18 protein-coding genes are annotated in these 19,341 nt (G+C 22.9%); 8 read left to right on the top strand and 10 right to left on the bottom strand.

From position 1 onward, the window contains the following. Nucleotides 1-17 precede the first annotated feature (17 nt). From AACK94_RS05600 to AACK94_RS05590, 3 genes are all read right to left on the bottom strand, one after another. Nucleotides 18-185, bottom strand: a complete 168-nt coding sequence (locus AACK94_RS05600; RefSeq protein WP_338975458.1) for a hypothetical protein — start codon at nucleotides 183-185, stop codon at nucleotides 18-20. A gap of 128 nt (nucleotides 186-313) precedes the next feature. Continuing rightward, on the bottom strand, nucleotides 314-1,219 hold the full coding sequence (locus AACK94_RS05595; RefSeq protein WP_338975457.1) for an ABC transporter ATP-binding protein: 906 nt from the start codon (nucleotides 1,217-1,219) through the stop codon (nucleotides 314-316). Nucleotides 1,220-1,232: 13 nt separating this feature from the next. Next, on the bottom strand, nucleotides 1,233-2,954 hold the full coding sequence (locus tag AACK94_RS05590; protein WP_338975456.1) for a hypothetical protein: 1,722 nt from the start codon (nucleotides 2,952-2,954) through the stop codon (nucleotides 1,233-1,235). 355 nt (nucleotides 2,955-3,309) lie between these two features. Between AACK94_RS05590 and AACK94_RS05585 the strand changes: the two genes are divergently transcribed. Next, the gene (locus tag AACK94_RS05585; protein WP_338975447.1) at nucleotides 3,310-4,917 is read left to right on the top strand and encodes a hypothetical protein; all 1,608 of its coding nucleotides are present in this window, start codon (nucleotides 3,310-3,312) and stop codon (nucleotides 4,915-4,917) included. A 458-nt stretch (nucleotides 4,918-5,375) separates the two neighbouring features. Then, complete coding sequence (locus AACK94_RS05580; protein ID WP_338975454.1) at nucleotides 5,376-6,617, top strand: DEAD/DEAH box helicase; 1,242 nt, start codon at nucleotides 5,376-5,378, stop codon at nucleotides 6,615-6,617. A gap of 90 nt (nucleotides 6,618-6,707) precedes the next feature. On the opposite strand, the gene AACK94_RS05575 is transcribed toward AACK94_RS05580, so the two are convergent. Then, the gene (locus tag AACK94_RS05575) at nucleotides 6,708-7,946 is read right to left on the bottom strand and encodes an IS256 family transposase (RefSeq protein WP_281749630.1); all 1,239 of its coding nucleotides are present in this window, start codon (nucleotides 7,944-7,946) and stop codon (nucleotides 6,708-6,710) included. A 121-nt stretch (nucleotides 7,947-8,067) separates the two neighbouring features. On the opposite strand from AACK94_RS05575, the gene AACK94_RS05570 reads away from it, so the two are divergent. From AACK94_RS05570 to AACK94_RS05560, 3 genes are all read left to right on the top strand, one after another. Continuing rightward, nucleotides 8,068-8,397: a hypothetical protein gene (locus AACK94_RS05570; protein WP_338975453.1), complete on the top strand. Its 330-nt coding sequence runs from the start codon at nucleotides 8,068-8,070 to the stop codon at nucleotides 8,395-8,397. A 142-nt stretch (nucleotides 8,398-8,539) separates the two neighbouring features. Beyond that, on the top strand, nucleotides 8,540-9,082 hold the full coding sequence (locus AACK94_RS05565) for an amino acid permease (RefSeq protein ID WP_338975452.1): 543 nt from the start codon (nucleotides 8,540-8,542) through the stop codon (nucleotides 9,080-9,082). Further along, a complete protein-coding gene (locus AACK94_RS05560) occupies nucleotides 9,049-10,113 on the top strand; it encodes a hypothetical protein (protein ID WP_338975451.1) in 1,065 nt (354 codons plus the stop codon). The genes AACK94_RS05565 and AACK94_RS05560 overlap by 34 nt, the downstream gene beginning before the upstream one ends. 29 nt (nucleotides 10,114-10,142) lie before the next feature. On the opposite strand, the gene AACK94_RS05555 is transcribed toward AACK94_RS05560, so the two are convergent. The 3 genes from AACK94_RS05555 to AACK94_RS05545 form a co-directional block, all read right to left on the bottom strand. Next, nucleotides 10,143-10,310 carry a hypothetical protein gene (locus AACK94_RS05555; protein ID WP_338973776.1) on the bottom strand — a complete coding sequence of 56 codons (168 nt, stop codon included), beginning with the start codon at nucleotides 10,308-10,310 and terminating at the stop codon, nucleotides 10,143-10,145. Between the two features lie 128 nt (nucleotides 10,311-10,438). After that, on the bottom strand, nucleotides 10,439-11,344 hold the full coding sequence (locus AACK94_RS05550; RefSeq protein ID WP_338975450.1) for an ABC transporter ATP-binding protein: 906 nt from the start codon (nucleotides 11,342-11,344) through the stop codon (nucleotides 10,439-10,441). A gap of 13 nt (nucleotides 11,345-11,357) precedes the next feature. Beyond that, nucleotides 11,358-12,854 (bottom strand): hypothetical protein, encoded by a 1,497-nt coding sequence (locus AACK94_RS05545; protein WP_338975449.1) that lies wholly within the window; start codon nucleotides 12,852-12,854, stop codon nucleotides 11,358-11,360. Nucleotides 12,855-13,435: 581 nt separating this feature from the next. Between AACK94_RS05545 and AACK94_RS05540 the strand changes: the two genes are divergently transcribed. From AACK94_RS05540 to AACK94_RS05530, 3 genes are all read left to right on the top strand, one after another. Continuing rightward, entirely contained in the window at nucleotides 13,436-15,043 is a 1,608-nt protein-coding gene (locus AACK94_RS05540; RefSeq protein ID WP_338975447.1) for a hypothetical protein, read from the top strand. A 458-nt stretch (nucleotides 15,044-15,501) separates the two neighbouring features. Next, nucleotides 15,502-16,386, top strand: coding sequence for a DEAD/DEAH box helicase (locus AACK94_RS05535; protein ID WP_338975446.1), 885 nt, complete (start codon nucleotides 15,502-15,504; stop codon nucleotides 16,384-16,386). Further along, nucleotides 16,341-16,742 carry a helicase C-terminal domain-containing protein gene (locus AACK94_RS05530; RefSeq protein WP_338975445.1) on the top strand — a complete coding sequence of 134 codons (402 nt, stop codon included), beginning with the start codon at nucleotides 16,341-16,343 and terminating at the stop codon, nucleotides 16,740-16,742. Before AACK94_RS05535 ends, AACK94_RS05530 begins: the two co-directional genes overlap by 46 nt. A gap of 63 nt (nucleotides 16,743-16,805) precedes the next feature. Here AACK94_RS05530 and AACK94_RS05525 read toward each other — a convergent pair whose 3' ends face one another. From AACK94_RS05525 to AACK94_RS05515, 3 genes are all read right to left on the bottom strand, one after another. Beyond that, the gene (locus tag AACK94_RS05525) at nucleotides 16,806-16,961 is read right to left on the bottom strand and encodes a hypothetical protein (protein WP_174479916.1); all 156 of its coding nucleotides are present in this window, start codon (nucleotides 16,959-16,961) and stop codon (nucleotides 16,806-16,808) included. A gap of 158 nt (nucleotides 16,962-17,119) precedes the next feature. After that, entirely contained in the window at nucleotides 17,120-18,433 is a 1,314-nt protein-coding gene (locus tag AACK94_RS05520; protein ID WP_338975444.1) for a hypothetical protein, read from the bottom strand. 590 nt (nucleotides 18,434-19,023) lie between these two features. Continuing rightward, complete coding sequence (locus AACK94_RS05515) at nucleotides 19,024-19,290, bottom strand: hypothetical protein (RefSeq protein ID WP_338975443.1); 267 nt, start codon at nucleotides 19,288-19,290, stop codon at nucleotides 19,024-19,026. Nucleotides 19,291-19,341 lie beyond the last annotated feature (51 nt).

The following is a 19,341-nucleotide window of genomic DNA, read 5'->3' as shown; positions in this document are numbered from 1 at the left end:
TTACTCTATAGAGTAACTTATTTTTTTATTAAATTAGTTTTTTTATATTTGTTGTTTATTTCTTCTTTTAAATTATTAATTATTTTGTATTCTTGTTCTCAATTTATTTTTATTTGATTTTTTTCTTCAAGTGTTTTCTTAAATTCATGTTGATGTTTATTTATTCATTCATTAAATTTTTGCATTTTTTCTCCTTATTAAAATGAAAAGGTATTTATTTAAAATAATTAAACTTATATTAAGTTTATAAATAATTATACTATAAGAAATTAAAAAGATTAGAAATTTTATAGTTAAATTTTTGTTTTTTATTTTATAAAAAATTTTTTAAATGTGATAAATCTATTTCTTTTTCATAAAGATTTTGAATACCAATTTTATATTTATTTAAAATTGAACTAAGATTATCAATTTTTTCTTGTGTATCTAAGCGAATTAAGATTTCATTTAAATCTTTAAGATATTTAAATTGATATTGATATTTTGTTAATATAGTGGCTGTTAATGGTAAATTGTTAGTAGTCAAAATAAAAATTTTGCCAACATCAAATTTTGCTATTGGTCCACTATAAAGCATTTTTCCCAAATCAATAATAGTACAATCATCAATAATATCTTTAACCTCGTTAATCATATGAGTTGTTAAGAAAATAGTTTTACCTTCTGCTTTTAATCTTTTTAATACATTTGTAAAATATTTTCGTGACTCTGAATCTAAGTTTGCACCAGGTTCATCAAGAATTACTAGTTCTGGATCATGTGCTAAGGCTTGAATTAGCATAATTCTATTTTTCATTCCTGAAGAGAAAGAATTTAAACCCTTATTACGATGTTCTCATAAATTAAAATTATTTAATAATTTTTGTAAATTAACTTCTAGAGCACTATCGGTAATAGTGGTTGTTTGTCCTAAATATTTTAGAAAATTATAAGCTGTTAAACCTTGTGGAAAGTTTTCTAAATTTAAGGAATAACCTAAACTTAATTTTGATTTTGCACTTCCTGCTTTGTAATCATTAACCTTAATTGTACCACTGTATCTGTTACTAGGCATTGCACCAATGATAGACTTTAATAAAACAGATTTTCCGCTACCAGATTGACCAACCAAAGCATGAATAGTTCCTTTAAATACAGTAAATATATTACTAATATTAAACTTTTTAAATTTTTTGTTATAGTTTCTGACACTAATCATAATGTCTTCTGTAGTTCCCATAATAAGTTTTCTCCTAACTAACAATTTTTCGATTATACATTAAATAAGAAAGTAAGAATAAAAAGATAGAAAATCCACAATATATTTCAAGAACTGATTGATTATTTTGAAAATAATCAATGTTATCAGTTTTTATTTTTTTATTATTTAGTGTTAGTTTAAAATCAGGATAACTAAATAAAGTATTTTTTTGTGTATCAAAATCGATACTAGATGTTGCATAAGGTTCAAATCAAAAATCACCATAGTAGTCCATAAAATAAGTTCAAATTTGATTTCAATGTTCAATAAAATTTATTGCATTGATAAATTGATAACTATTTGCAATACTAATGTAATTTTTATAATTTTTATCATTAGTAACAGAATTATTAGTAATCTGACGATAAGTATGAATTTGATTATAAATATATTCTTCGGTTGTTCTAACTAAAAAATAAACAGGATTATAAAAAATTTTATTAAATTCATTACGAAAATCAAATTTATATGCATATGTATCAATAAAAATATTTTTAATTTCCTTGGGTGATAGTGGAACGGGTTTTTCTAATATTGGACCTGTAATTTGTATATAAGTATTATTAATATCAGTATCGTATGTTAATAGTGAAGGTGCTTTACCACTTTGCAGATCCATAAATGAATCAATATTATACTTTTTATCATAATCATTAATTATATTAATTAAGTCTTCTGTAATTTGATTATTATCAACATTATTTTTTAATTCATCTAAGTTTTTAAAATAACTATTAAAAGTAATTTTCATAAATATATCTTTATTTTGAAATTCAATTGGTTTTCAAGTGGTTGTTTTACCACTAAGAGTTTTAACAGTAGGATTTGTTTTAATAAATCCTAATTTTTGATAAAAATCAATACGCTTATTAATAACATTATTTTTTTTAATATCCTTTAATTCTTGATCACTAAGATTAGAATAAAAATCAAAAATAGCTTTTGTTAAATTTGGATATTTAATTAATCCTTTTTCTAAATTTTGTTTAAATAAAATTGCTTCTTTGATTTCACTAACAGTATATTGGATATTATTTTCAAAATTAATTTTAATAATGTCACTATTTATTTTGGTTAATGAGTAAGGCAAACCACCTAATAAAAATAGACTACAGAAAATAACAAAAATTAAAAAAACTGTTTGTGATGGAGTAAAAACTAACATTGTTACTACACCAACAGTAACTAAAACAGCAAATAAAGAGCAAAAGCCAAAAAACTTTAGGATAGTTAATACGTAAAAAGCTAAATAAGAAACTTTTATAATAATTCCACAAATCCCGCCAAATATTAATAAAGCAATAATATTTATGAAAATAAAAGTTAAACTCATAAAAAATAAAGTAGCGTATTGAGTTAAAATAATAACATTTCTTGTATAAGGTTTAGTAAGTAATAATAAGAAAGAACTATCTTCAAATTGAGTACCAAAAATTTTTATAACATTTAATAAAATAAAAATAAATAAAAATATACTATAAAAAATCATAATATAATATTGTAAATCAATAATAAAATCTTCTATTGATAAATTTAAAAAAAACAAAACACTAATGCTCAATACCGAAATTACTATTGAAAATAAAAATAAAAATGCCGTAATAAAACTGTAACTAATTTTAATTATAATTAATCTAAATAACTTAAATCAACTTGCCTTTTTGGTTTTAGTTTTTTTTATAGTTTTCGTTGTGGTTTCTAGTAATCTGTCCATTATTTTTTCTCCTTTACATATTATCAATTATAATCAATTATTTTTTTTGTTTATAAAATATAATTTAATGAAAAAGAAAAATTATTTTTTATTAAACTGCATAAAAAAAGAAAAATTATTTAAACATTTTAATTATAAGTAATAAAATTTAACAAATTTTGATATAAAAGATAATCTAATAATTATGATTACAATGCTTATTTTTTAATTATTAAATTAAACTTGATTTTTATAAACTTATTAGTTTACTGAAATATTAAAGTTAATATATTCACAACATTTTAATTATAAATATTTTAGAATATACTAAAACTTTAATAAAATATATTAAAAGAAATTTTAGGAGGGTACTAGAGTGAAGGGAATATTAAAATTATTAGCAATTTTTGGATTAACAGCACCATTAGCAGTAAATGTAGTGGCATGTGGAAATGGTAATAGTTCTGATACTGATGATGAAGTATCGGAAAATGCTGATGTACAAGAATTATTAAAAAAAGCTAAAGAGCAAATTAGTTTAGGACTTGCAAATTTAATTAGTGAATATAAGAATTTAACTTTTGAAGATGAATTTGGTGAATCTGGAAAAGATATTACTAATAATTTAAATAGTTTACCTAAAGATAGTGACACTCTGGTTGATAGTAAAATAAAGGATATATTTTTAACTAGGCTTCAAAAAGATATTACAAATCTTATTATTGAGGATTATTTATTACAACCATCTGATTTAAAACCATTATTTAATAATATAACTACTAGTGAAATTTTAAAAATTGATTTTAATGGAACAAAAATGACAAATAAACAATTCAATTGAACTAAGGAAAAAGCTGATTTTGGTATTGAAAATTATGATCCAGCAACGTATAACATAACAATGTGATATAAACTTGCTGCAGACTTAAAATTAAAATTATCTTATAGAGATGAAAGTAACAAAAAGACAGAAATTGAAGTATCTAATATTTTTGATTTTAATTACGCTAATACTGGCGCTAATTTAAAGTCTTTAATTGAAGCTTCAACTGGTAATGTAACAAAAGTATTAAAAGATTTTATGATACAAATAGAAAGCACCACTACTGATAGTGGAAGTTTATTACAAAAAGCAAAAGAATTAATTACTAGAAAACTTAATAACAATAAAGTTAATATTACTAAAGTTGATATTAATGCTCAATCAGAAGTTCTTCAAAAAAATGATGTTTATGCTAGTGGTGATCATATGTATGAAGCGCTTACTAAATCTACAATTGATGAAGCAATTGATTCTTTGAAAAATTATTTATCACCAACAGCAACAACTTTTTCAGATGAGATTACTAAGTGACTTGTTGGAAAACAAGGAGTGCCTGAAGAAAGTAAAAATAAAATTAATGCTTTTGGAAAAATCACTATTAGTGATTGAAGCATTTCAGGATTAAGATTAACGCCAATGACTTTAGATTTTATTAATATTAGCCCTAATCAAACGCAAGGTGAATGAGCAGAGCAAACAGCAACAGCATTAGGTAAAATATTTTATACAAAAAGTGAATTTGCTAAAGGGCGTATTGATATCACTACTGATAATAATTTAACAATATATATGAATCCCGGAGATTTTGATAATTTTGTTCAAAATAATAAAACAATGAGTGATATTAGTGACTATATTAGTTCAAAAATAAGTTCTAAAGCTACAACCGAAAATCTTATTAAAGGTAATATTTCAGTTACTTTAAATGGTCTTTGAAAAGGAGCAAAAAATCCAACTTTAAGTGATAGAACTAGTGTGGAAAAAGTAGATGATAATACATTTAAAGTTAAAAGAAATGCGGGTGGTATGCATGGTTATAATTATTTAACTATTCGTTATGCAAACACTAATTTTTTAACTGGAATGATTAAGAATCATAAAAATAATCATATTTTATTTGATAATTGAATTATTAAAAAAGCAGATACTGATGTTTGATAATTTATATTATTTTTCAAAATTTTTTGTTATGATAAAAAATTTCTAATATAATTTAAATTTTTAATTTTAATAAATTTAAAAATTTGTATAGTATTTTAATTATTATTTTTATATTTTCATTTCTATAAATTTATCTTTACATTTAATTAAAAATAGTGTATTATATTTAAGTTATTGATTAATTCGCAATTTTCTTTTAAGATATGATTGATAAAAAAATATCAAAAAAGTTGTTAGTGATGTCAAAGAAATAAATAATATCATGAAATTATTTGACAACTTTTAATTTTAGAAAAATTAGATGAATTAATACTTTAAAATGTAAGTAAGTATATTATATATAAATAATAAATAAAACTAATCATTTTTTAAAATAATCCTCTTTTAGAGGTTATTTTTCAGGTTATAATTATCATTTTTTCTAAATTTATTCAAAATTTATTTTTAAGGAGAAATATATGAGTTTTACAGAACTAAATTTAAAACAAGAATTAACTGCTGCTATTGCTAAATGGGGTTATACTACCCCAACACCAATTCAAAAGAAGACAATTCCAGTTTCTTTACAAAAAAAAGATATTATTGGAAAAAGTCATACCGGAACCGGAAAAACTGCTGCCTTTGTCTTACCTATATTACATAATTTAGATATAAAATTATATCGTAATCAAGCCATTATTGTTTGTCCAACTAGAGAATTGGCAATCCAAGTTGCTAAACAAGTAAAAAAATATGCTTATTTTTTAAATGGCGTTAATGTTGCTTTATTATGCGGTGGTGTTAATATTAGAAATCAATTATATGATTTAAGAACTAGTAACATAGTTGTTGGAACACTAGGAAGAATTACTGATCATATTAATCGTGGCAGTTTAAGATTAAATTCAATTAAAACATTAGTTTTAGATGAAGCAGATGAAATGTTAAAAATGGGATTTAAAAAAGATATTGATTTCTTATTTGAAAATTCACCTCAAAATATTCAAACTGTTCTTTTTTCAGCGACAATGTCAAAACCAGTTTTAAAAATTGCTGATGATTATCAAAATAATCCAGTTAGTATTAGTGTTGAAGATGAAAGTCAAAAATTACAACAAGCAAATATTAAACAATATTATTTTGATTGTCGTAATATAACAAAAGAAACTGCATTAGTTGCTTTATATCAAAAATTACAACCACAATTAAGTATTGTTTTTTCAAATACAAAAGATTTTACTAACAAAATCGCACAATTATTAGAACAAAATAATATTAAATGTGCTGTTATTAACGGTGATAAAAGTCAAAGAGAACGTATGGAAGCAATGAGACAATTTAAAAATGGTAAGGTTAAAGTACTAATTGCTACTGATGTTGTTGCTAGAGGAATTGACATTAATGGTATTGATTATGTTTTTAATTATGATATTCCACGCGAATATGAGTACTATACTCATCGTATTGGTAGAACAGCTCGTGCTGGAGCACAAGGCACTGCTATTACTTTAGTAAGTAATAGAGTTCAATATAATGAAATTCAAGAAATTCAATATTATCAAAATCACGAAATTACTTTACTAGATACTACAGGTTGAGATTTACCTAAAAATGTTGTTAAAGTACCGACTAAATTAAATTTTTCATCTCATAACAATAGAAATGATTTTAAACGTAATGTTGATAATAATTCAAAATGAAAAAGAAAACCAAAATATTAAAATTATTCATTTTTATAAAAAAATCACTTAATAATTAAGTGATTTTTTGAGGCTTTTTAATAATCTGTGTATCTTTGTTTTACAAAGTTACTAATTTAGATTAATTCTGTCTTCAAATTTTATCATAAAATGAGCAATTGCTGTATTTCAATTTTGAATAGGCAATGTTCATTTTTTTGTTATATTTTCAATTGCCAAGTAAAATATTTTGAAAACTGCCATATCATTAGGAAAAACTTTTTTATTTCTGATGATTTTTCGTAATTGACTATTAACAGATTCAATAGCATTTGTAGTATAAATCACTCTTTTGATTTCTACTGGATAACTAATAAAAACCATTAAATTATCTCAATTTTTATATCAAGATTTAGTAATTTGAGGATATTGTTTATTTCATTTACTTTCAAACGATTCTAAAGCTTGCATTGCTTGTTCTTCACTACATGCACTATAAATTGGTTTTAAATCTGCAACTAGACCTTTTCGATGTTTGTATGAAACATATTTTAAACTATTTCTAATTTGATGAACAATGCATAATTGATGTTCTGTTTTAGGATAAACTGATTGTATTGCTTCTGACATGCCTGTTAAATTATCACTACAAGCAATAAGAATATCATTTAAGCCACGATTTTTCATTTCTGTGAAATTAGATAATCAAAACTTAGAACCTTCATTTTCACTAATTCATAATCCTAAAACATCTTTTTTGCCTTCTAAATCAACTCCTAATGCTATATAAACTGATTTGTTAATAATCCGTTTATCTTGTCGTACTTTAACTACTATACAATCAAAATAAACAATAGGATAAATACTTTCTAATGGTCGATTTTGTCATGCTTTAACATCATCAATAACATCATCAGTAATTTGACTAATAACACTTTCACTAATATCAGCACCATGATATAACTCTTGCAACTGCATTCTAATGTCAGATAATGTCATTCCTTTTGCATACAAGGAAAGAACTTGTTGATCAAAACCATCAAATCTTCTTTGCCTTTTAGGAACTATTACAGGAGTAAAATTACTATTGCGATCTCTTGGTACATCAATTTCAATTTTACCTTGTTGAGTTATTAATTTTTTTGAACTTGTACCATTACGAGCATTTTCAGTAGTACTATGTTGATTTTTTTCATATCCTAAATAATTTTGCATTTCAGAATTCAACATTTTTTCAACTAATCTTTTTGTTAATTCTTTATATAAACCGCCAGGTTTAAAAACTGTTGTTAAATCTTCAGTATTTTCTAGTAATAAATCTACTGCTTTTGATATTGGATCATTATTATTAAAGTTATCTTTTTTAGCCATCTGTAACTCACTCTTTCTAGTCATTTAATTATATTTACTAGAATTAATTAAACATAGTTATTTTTGTAAGTTACACAGATTACTAAACATTTCCTTTTTAGCCTGTGTTATTTTTGTTTCAATGGGGTTTGGTTTTGTTTATAATAAACCATTTTCTTTAAAATCACAAATCGATAAAACAATAGCAGAAAATAATTTAGAGAATTTAACAGAGTTAGTTACTATTGATCGACAATTTCATCAAACAGAACTAAATATGAAAACAGTATCTCTAATTAATAATGTAAGTAATGAAGATTTAGATCAACATCAAAAAGAAATTGAACAAGAAATAAAGCATCATAAAGGAGAAATAATTCCTTTATTACAAGATGAAATAATTTCAATAAATAATGTTGATTTTGCAAATCAACATTCAATAAGTGAACATAGTAGATTGTTATTTACTTAAATGGTTTTAATAATTATTATCATTAAAATTAGAATATATGTCATTAATTTAATTAATAACAAAATATTTAATGAAAAATATTTTGTTATTTTTCTTTTTAAATGTTACAATTAATTTTAAAAATATTAAGGAGGAAAAAATAATGAAGAGTGATGAATCTCATAAACGATTGTCATTAAAAGAATTTGTTTGATTAGGTTTTAATTATGCAGTAGGAATTGGTTTTATTGGTAATTTTGCAATATTATCTAATATCGGAAAACCTAATTCAATTGTAATTAATGCAATATGAGTGTATTTATTAATTGGTTTTGTGGCGGGTAATTGTGCATGAGCTTTTGCAAAATTATCTAGAATTCATAATTCTGATAATAATGGTGGTGCATATATCTATGTTAGGACAACTTTTGGTAGATTCTGAGGTTGATTAGTAGGTTTTATGCAATATGCTTGTTTACCATTTGTTGTGACAATTCAAGTAATGATGTTAATTAGAGGAACTTTTTCTCCAGAATTTATTAGTAATGGTCAACCACAATGGTATAGTGCTAATTGAGGACCATTTTCTGATTTATATTTAGATTTCATTGGAATTTTTATTTATATGATTTCAGCTTCTGTTATTTTTGCTGGGATTAAAATATATAAAAAATGGCACATACAACATCAATTATTAAGTGATTAACAGCCGGATTTTTAGTTATTGCTGGAATTAGTTTAGCAATAACTAATGGTTCATCAAATTGAAATTACTGAACTACTGAGAGTACATTTTCTTTTGCTGGATTTATGAATACTTTTACTTCATGTTTCTTTTTCTTTGCTGGTTTTGAAATTTTTTCAACAGCAGGTAAAAACGTTAATAATCCTGAAAAAAATATTGGTAAAGGTATTACTTTAATTATGATAATTATGACAATTTTTTATGTTGTTATTTCATTAATTTTCTTTTTAGGATATAGAGTCTTTGTTCAAAATATGAATATGGGTGCGTGAAGTCCTTTTACAAGCAAAATAATTATCTATGGTGGTCCAATTATAATTATTATTAGTGGATTAGCTTTAAAAATTAATATCGCAATGCAAAACGCTTTATATGGTGGTACCACATTACAGCCGCTTTCTAAAGAAGGATATATTTCTAATAAGTTATTTAATTTAAATAAAGATGGAATTCCTGTTAAAGCAGCAGTTATTAATTTAATAGTAACATCTGTTATGTTAATTTTATGATTAGTTATTCCTGATTTGATTAAAGGAATTTGGTTAGTTTCACATCCTGATCAACAATATTCATCAGCTTTTAATGTTGCTAATTTATCATCAGCTTTTTCTGTAATTACAATGTTTATTTATATCATGGTTTTAATTACAGTATTAAAATTAGCATTAGATAAAAAATTAAAACTAAATTGATATGAAAAAAATACTTTTCCATTTATTTTAGTAACTTTAGGTTTAATGTTTGTTTGACATTATTATTCTATTATTTATGATGCAGTTACAGCAACTGATTCAAGTGCAATAGTTGCTATGGTTATTGAATTAGTATTTATTTTAAGTAATGTGATTTTTGCAATAACTTGATACTTTGCTTATTACTATAAAAAATATAAAATTCGTTTAAAAACAAATCCTAATTTACAAGTAGAATTGAATAGTGAATTTACTTTTAATTTAGAACATCAAGCAAAATTAGCAAAATGTAATAGTTAATAAAAAAATAAGTTACTCTATAGAGTAACTTATTTTTTTATTAAATTAGTTTTTTTATATTTGTTGTTTATTTCTTCTTTTAAATTATTAATTATTTTGTATTCTTGTTCTCAATTTATTTTTATTTGATTTTTTTCTTCAAGTGTTTTCTTAAATTCATGTTGATGTTTATTTATTCATTCATTAACTTTTTGCATTTTTTCTCCTTATTAAAATGAAAAGGTATTTATTTAAAATAATTAAACTTATATTAAGTTTATAAATAATTATACTATAAGAAATTAAAAAGATTAGAAATTTTATAGTTAAATTTTTGTTTTTTATTTTATAAAAAATTTTTTAAATGTGATAAATCTATTTCTTTTTCATAAAGATTTTGAATACCAATTTTATATTTATTTAAAATTGAACTAAGATTATCAATTTTTTCTTGTGTATCTAAGCGAATTAAGATTTCATTTAAATCTTTAAGATATTTAAATTGATATTGATATTTTGTTAATATAGTGGCTGTTAATGGTAAATTGTTAGTAGTCAAAATAAAAATTTTGCCAACATCAAATTTTGCTATTGGTCCACTATAAAGCATTTTTCCCAAATCAATAATAGTACAATCATCAATAATATCTTTAACCTCGTTAATCATATGAGTTGTTAAGAAAATAGTTTTACCTTCTGCTTTTAATCTTTTTAATACATTTGTAAAATATTTTCGTGACTCTGAATCTAAGTTTGCACCATGTTCATCAAGAATTACTAGTTCTGGATCATGTGCTAAGGCTTGAATTAGCATAATTCTATTTTTCATTCCTGAAGAGAAAGAATTTAAACCCTTATTACGATGTTCTCATAAATTAAAATTATTTAATAATTTTTGTAAATTAACTTCTAGAGCACTATCGGTAATAGTGGTTGTTTGTCCTAAATATTTTAGAAAATTATAAGCTGTTAAACCTTGTGGAAAGTTTTCTAAATTTAAGGAATAACCTAAACTTAATTTTGATTTTGCACTTCCTGCTTTGTAATCATTAACCTTAATTGTACCACTGTATCTGTTACTAGGCATTGCACCAATGATAGACTTTAATAAAACAGATTTTCCGCTACCAGATTGACCAACCAAAGCATGAATAGTTCCTTTAAATACAGTAAATATATTACTAATATTAAACTTTTTAAATTTTTTGTTATAGTTTCTGACACTAATCATAATGTCTTCTGTAGTTCCCATAATAAGTTTTCTCCTAACTAACAATTTTTCGATTATACATTAAATAAGAAAGTAAGAATAAAAAGATAGAAAATCCACAATATATTTCAAGAACTGATTGATTATTTTGAAAATAATCAATGTTATCAGTTTTTATTTTTTTATTATTTAGTGTTAGTTTAAAATCAGGATAACTAAATAAAGTATTTTTTTGTGTATCAAAATCGATACTAGATGTTGCATAAGGTTCAAATCAAAAATCACCATAGTAGTCCATAAAATAAGTTCAAATTTGATTTCAATGTTCAATAAAATTTATTGCATTGATAAATTGATAACTATTTGCAATACTAATGTAATTTTTATAATTTTTATCATTAGTAACAGAATTATTAGTAATCTGACGATAAGTATGAATTTGATTATAAATATATTCTTCGGTTGTTCTAACTAAAAAATAAACAGGATTATAAAAAATTTTATTAAATTCATTACGAAAATCAAATTTATATGCATATGTATCAATAAAAATATTTTTAATTTCCTTGGGTGATAGTGGAACGGGTTTTTCTAATATTGGACCTGTAATTTGTATATAAGTATTATTAATATCAGTATCGTATGTTAATAGTGAAGGTGCTTTACCACTTTGCAGATCCATAAATGAATCAATATTATACTTTTTATCATAATCATTAATTATATTAATTAAGTCTTCTGTAATTTGATTATTATCAACATTATTTTTTAATTCATCTAAGTTTTTAAAATAACTATTAAAAGTAATTTTCATAAATATATCTTTATTTTGAAATTCAATTGGTTTTCAAGTGGTTGTTTTACCACTAAGAGTTTTAACAGTAGGATTTGTTTTAATAAATCCTAATTTTTGATAAAAATCAATACGCTTATTAATAACATTATTTTTTTTAATATCCTTTAATTCTTGATCACTAAGATTAGAATAAAAATCAAAAATAGCTTTTGTTAAATTTGGATATTTAATTAATCCTTTTTCTAAATTTTGTTTAAATAAAATTGCTTCTTTGATTTCACTAACAGTATATTGGATATTATTTTCAAAATTAATTTTAATAATGTCACTATTTATTTTGGTTAATGAGTAAGGCAAACCACCTAATAAAAATAGACTACAGAAAATAACAAAAATTAAAAAAACTGTTTGTGATGGAGTAAAAACTAACATTGTTACTACACCAACAGTAACTAAAACAGCAAATAAAGAGCAAAAGCCAAAAAACTTTAGGATAGTTAATACGTAAAAAGCTAAATAAGAAACTTTTATAATAATTCCACAAATCCCGCCAAATATTAATAAAGCAATAATATTTATGAAAATAAAAGTTAAACTCATAAAAAATAAAGTAGCGTATTGAGTTAAAATAATAACATTTCTTGTATAAGGTTTAGTAAGTAATAATAAGAAAGAACTATCTTCAAATTGAGTACCAAAAATTTTTATAACATTTAATAAAATAAAAATAAATAAAAATATACTATAAAAAATCATAATATAATATTGTAAATCAATAATAAAATCTTCTATTGATAAATTTAAAAAAAAACAAAACACTAATGCTCAATACCGAAATTACTATTGAAAATAAAAATAAAAATGCCGTAATAAAACTGTAACTAATTTTAATTATAATTAATCTAAATAACTTAAATCAACTTGCCTTTTTGGTTTTAGTTTTTTTTATAGTTTTCGTTGTGGTTTCTAGTAATCTGTCCATTATTTTTTCTCCTTTACATATTATCAATTATAATCAATTATTTTTTTTGTTTATAAAATATAATTTAATGAAAAAGAAAAATTATTTTTTATTAAACTGCATAAAAAAAGAAAAATTATTTAAATATTTTAATTATAAGTAATAAAATTTAACAAATTTTGATATAAAAGATAATCTAATAATTATGATTACAATGCTTATTTTTTAATTATTAAATTAAACTTGATTTTTATAAACTTATTAGTTTACTGAAATATTAAAGTTAATATATTCACAACATTTTAATTATAAATATTTTAGAATATACTAAAACTTTAATAAAATATATTAAAAGAAATTTTAGGAGGGTACTAGAGTGAAGGGAATATTAAAATTATTAGCAATTTTTGGATTAACAGCACCATTAGCAGTAAATGTAGTGGCATGTGGAAATGGTAATAGTTCTGATACTGATGATGAAGTATCGGAAAATGCTGATGTACAAGAATTATTAAAAAAAGCTAAAGAGCAAATTAGTTTAGGACTTGCAAATTTAATTAGTGAATATAAGAATTTAACTTTTGAAGATGAATTTGGTGAATCTGGAAAAGATATTACTAATAATTTAAATAGTTTACCTAAAGATAGTGACACTCTGGTTGATAGTAAAATAAAGGATATATTTTTAACTAGGCTTCAAAAAGATATTACAAATCTTATTATTGAGGATTATTTATTACAACCATCTGATTTAAAACCATTATTTAATAATATAACTACTAGTGAAATTTTAAAAATTGATTTTAATGGAACAAAAATGACAAATAAACAATTCAATTGAACTAAGGAAAAAGCTGATTTTGGTATTGAAAATTATGATCCAGCAACGTATAACATAACAATGTGATATAAACTTGCTGCAGACTTAAAATTAAAATTATCTTATAGAGATGAAAGTAACAAAAAGACAGAAATTGAAGTATCTAATATTTTTGATTTTAATTACGCTAATACTGGCGCTAATTTAAAGTCTTTAATTGAAGCTTCAACTGGTAATGTAACAAAAGTATTAAAAGATTTTATGATACAAATAGAAAGCACCACTACTGATAGTGGAAGTTTATTACAAAAAGCAAAAGAATTAATTACTAGAAAACTTAATAACAATAAAGTTAATATTACTAAAGTTGATATTAATGCTCAATCAGAAGTTCTTCAAAAAAATGATGTTTATGCTAGTGGTGATCATATGTATGAAGCGCTTACTAAATCTACAATTGATGAAGCAATTGATTCTTTGAAAAATTATTTATCACCAACAGCAACAACTTTTTCAGATGAGATTACTAAGTGACTTGTTGGAAAACAAGGAGTGCCTGAAGAAAGTAAAAATAAAATTAATGCTTTTGGAAAAATCACTATTAGTGATTGAAGCATTTCAGGATTAAGATTAACGCCAATGACTTTAGATTTTATTAATATTAGCCCTAATCAAACGCAAGGTGAATGAGCAGAGCAAACAGCAACAGCATTAGGTAAAATATTTTATACAAAAAGTGAATTTGCTAAAGGGCGTATTGATATCACTACTGATAATAATTTAACAATATATATGAATCCCGGAGATTTTGATAATTTTGTTCAAAATAATAAAACAATGAGTGATATTAGTGACTATATTAGTTCAAAAATAAGTTCTAAAGCTACAACCGAAAATCTTATTAAAGGTAATATTTCAGTTACTTTAAATGGTCTTTGAAAAGGAGCAAAAAATCCAACTTTAAGTGATAGAACTAGTGTGGAAAAAGTAGATGATAATACATTTAAAGTTAAAAGAAATGCGGGTGGTATGCATGGTTATAATTATTTAACTATTCGTTATGCAAACACTAATTTTTTAACTGGAATGATTAAGAATCATAAAAATAATCATATTTTATTTGATAATTGAATTATTAAAAAAGCAGATACTGATGTTTGATAATTTATATTATTTTTCAAAATTTTTTGTTATGATAAAAAATTTCTAATATAATTTAAATTTTTAATTTTAATAAATTTAAAAATTTGTATAGTATTTTAATTATTATTTTTATATTTTCATTTCTATAAATTTATCTTTACATTTAATTAAAAATAGTGTATTATATTTAAGTTATTGATTAATTCGCAATTTTCTTTTAAGATATGATTGATAAAAAAATATCAAAAAAGTTGTTAGTGATGTCAAAGAAATAAATAATATCATGAAATTATTTGACAACTTTTAATTTTAGAAAAATTAGATGAATTAATACTTTAAAATGTAAGTAAGTATATTATATATAAATAATAAATAAAACTAATCCTTTTTTAAAATAATCCTCTTTTAGAGGTTATTTTTCAGGTTATAATTATCATTTTTTCTAAATTTATTCAAAATTTATTTTTAAGGAGAAATATATGAGTTTTACAGAACTAAATTTAAAACAAGAATTAACTGCTGCTATTGCTAAATGGGGTTATACTACCCCAACACCAATTCAAAAGAAGACAATTCCAGTTTCTTTACAAAAAAAAGATATTATTGGAAAAAGTCATACCGGAACCGGAAAAACTGCTGCCTTTGTCTTACCTATATTACATAATTTAGATATAAAATTATATCGTAATCAAGCCATTATTGTTTGTCCAACTAGAGAATTGGCAATCCAAGTTGCTAAACAAGTAAAAAAATATGCTTATTTTTTAAATGGCGTTAATGTTGCTTTATTATGCGGTGGTGTTAATATTAGAAATCAATTATATGATTTAAGAACTAGTAACATAGTTGTTGGAACACCAGGAAGAATTACTGATCATATTAATCGTGGCAGTTTAAGATTAAATTCAATTAAAACATTAGTTTTAGATGAAGCAGATGAAATGTTAAAAATGGGATTTAAAAAAGATATTGATTTCTTATTTGAAAATTCACCTCAAAATATTCAAACTGTTCTTTTTTCAGCGACAATGTCAAAACCAGTTTTAAAAATTGCTGATGATTATCAAAATAATCCAGTTAGTATTAGTGTTGAAGATGAAAGTCAAAAATTACAACAAGCAAATATTAAACAATATTATTTTGATTGTCGTAATATAACAAAAGAAACTGCATTAGTTGCTTTATATCAAAAATTACAACCACAATTAAGTATTGTTTTTTCAAATACAAAAGATTTTACTAACAAAATCGCACAATTATTAGAACAAAATAATATTAAATGTGCTGTATTAACGGTGATAAAAGTCAAAGAGAACGTATGGAAGCAATGAGACAATTTAAAAATGGTAAGGTTAAAGTACTAATTGCTACTGATGTTGTTGCTAGAGGAATTGACATTAATGGTATTGATTATGTTTTTAATTATGATATTCCACGCGAATATGAGTACTATACTCATCGTATTGGTAGAACAGCTCGTGCTGGAGCACAAGGCACTGCTATTACTTTAGTAAGTAATAGAGTTCAATATAATGAAATTCAAGAAATTCAATATTATCAAAATCACGAAATTACTTTACTAGATACTACAGGTTGAGATTTACCTAAAAATGTTGTTAAAGTACCGACTAAATTAAATTTTTCATCTCATAACAATAGAAATGATTTTAAACGTAATGTTGATAATAATTCAAAATGAAAAAGAAAACCAAAATATTAAAATTATTCATTTTTATAAAAAAATCACTTAATAATTAAGTGATTTTTTCTTTAAATATTATTTTTATAAAGTTTTTTTATTTTCATTTTTTTTCTTATTTTCGATTTCTTGTTGTTGTCTTTCTTTTTCAGCTTTTTCGGATTCTTTTTTTAATTTATTAGCTGCAATTTTTTCTTTTATTCTTGCTATTTCTTTTTCTCTTTTATTTTTTTCATCCATAAAAATCCCTTTCTCACTATTTTTTTTGGCATATTTATTCTTATACATCTAAAATACCCAAAATCAGTGTACATTTTTTAGAAAAAAAATAAATATAAAATATTAAAAAAGTCACTCTTTTAAAAAGAGTGACTAAAAATTAAATTTAAATAGTGCTTTTAATTGAATGACATTGGATGGTATATTCCTGTACTTGTTGATGGTTGGTTATTTATATCATTTGCAAATTGATATGGATTGTCAATAGGAAATTCTTCTATTGATGTTTCGTCATCAGTTTCTTTTTCATTTGATGATTTTTCTGATTCTATTTGTTGTGATAAAACTTCTTCAATACCAGAATCTTCAAATTCTTCTTCCTGATATTTTTTAAACAATTCATCAAGAGTTGTGAATTTCCCATTGTTTTCTAATTTTTCTAAATGTTTTTCAAGAAAAACTGCTTCTTTTTTAGTAAATCCACAACAACTAGTTAATATTTCTGTGATTTTTTTTATAGTTATTGGTTGATTAAATACATCTTTATAAAAATCAGAAATAGCAAAAGCAATCATATCAATTGCTGTTACACCAATTGAAAATCCTAATGTTGTTCATCTAACAAATTTTTCATAAAATAATTTTGTGGCTTTTTGAAATCCATATTCAGTAACTAATGCAGCTTCTGTTTTAACAGCATTAACAGTACAAGTGACTGATAAAAATAAAGGGATTGCCATTAATATTTTTTTATATATAGTTTGTTTTTCAACTCATTTTGAAAGTTTTTCAGGACAAAGATTAGTTGGAATTCCTAAGTTTGTTAAACCCGATTTAAAAATATTATTAATTGGTCTCATAACGAAATAACGAGTTATATTTGCTGCTAAAGCACCTGTAGTAAAAATGTCTTTCGTGATTCAATCATGTAAATTAAAATCTTCTTTATAAGTATTTTCTGATGAACCAGTTAGAATAATATGACTACCTGCCCATGTTAGTGTTTCTAAAGTTAAATTAACTAAAAGATTACGTCCTCAATTAGTTACTAATGCTATTGGTTTATTATTTTGTTGTTCCATAGTTTTAATTGTTTTATTTGCTAAAGATATTACTTGTTTAATTTCAATATCATTATTAGCATTATTATTTTCTATTTGTGAATTAATAATTAGTTTTTTAATTCGTTCAATTTCTTTTTTAAAATTTGGATGATATTCAAATTCTGTTTCTACACAATTTTCAATTTGATTAAATTTCTGTATTAAATCATTAAGTATGGAAATATTTGAAAAATATTTCATTAATTTTTGATGGTCTTCTTCAAATAAAAGTGTTTCAAATATTTCTTTATATTTTTCAAAGTCACTGGTATTAAATTGGTTGATTTCAATGGGATTTGTTTTGTTTTTTTTATTAAAAAAAACATCTCGTGATCAACTTGAAGCTGCTGAAGTGAAAAATGTGCCAAGTGCAGTATCAAGTAATACCATAACATAATTTTGTCAATTTCAAAATATAGCATCAATATAATCTTGGGATGTGTGTTCTTTACCATCAATGGGAAAATTAGAAACTACTCTTTGTAAATTTTTACCAGTAAGTCCAATATAAATTTCTAATAATCCTAAAAATTTATATGCAATATTTCTTATTATTCCTGGTTTTGTTTGATCAATAAAATTTTGTATTATTGTTAAATATTTATATAATTTTAATAAAACATTTAAATCTCTATTATTAGAATTTTCTTTAAATAATTTTAATTGTTCATTAAGTGCGTTGGTATTTGTTATAAATTTATTAAGATTATTAATAGTTTTTATAGTAATACCTTCTAAGAATTGATTTTCGGGTGATAATTTTCTTTCTTTTTTTTGAAAAGTTTTTAAATCTAAATTATCATCAATATATTTATCAATATCATTGTATTATTTTTTATATATTTCTATTGTATTTCTATTAAAGTTTATTTTTAATAATTCTAAAATCACTATAATTACTGTTCCATTTTTTTCAACAAATGTTAGTTTTTGTCAGTATTGATTGTTATTGATGGTAATAGTGCTTTCATTAAAAAAAGTTAAACTATCAAAGTTATTTTTAATTTGGGTTTCATATTTTCAATTTCCATTATCATCGAGTTTTTTTGTGTTGTTCCTCCATAACGACTACTACAATTTATTCAATTATTTTCTTCACTATCTTCTATTTCGATAATTGTACTTGAACTATTAAGACTTTCAGTACTACTTGAATTACTATCATTTATAGAAGGTTGTTGATGAGTAACTCCATAATTACTATGTTTATTTTTTTCTAATAAAGGCTTTTTTTCTTCATTTGGCATTTTATTTTCTCCTTTAAGTATAAAAGTCCTATTTTGTTTTTATAAACAAAA

This window comes from Spiroplasma endosymbiont of Monopis laevigella (assembly GCF_964019975.1).
GTDB classification, from domain to species: domain Bacteria; phylum Bacillota_I; class Bacilli_A; order Mycoplasmatales; family VBWQ01; genus Spiroplasma_E; species Spiroplasma_E ixodetis_A.
Note: the sequence above shows the minus strand (reverse complement) of the source record. Positions and strands in the feature narration are given on the sequence as shown.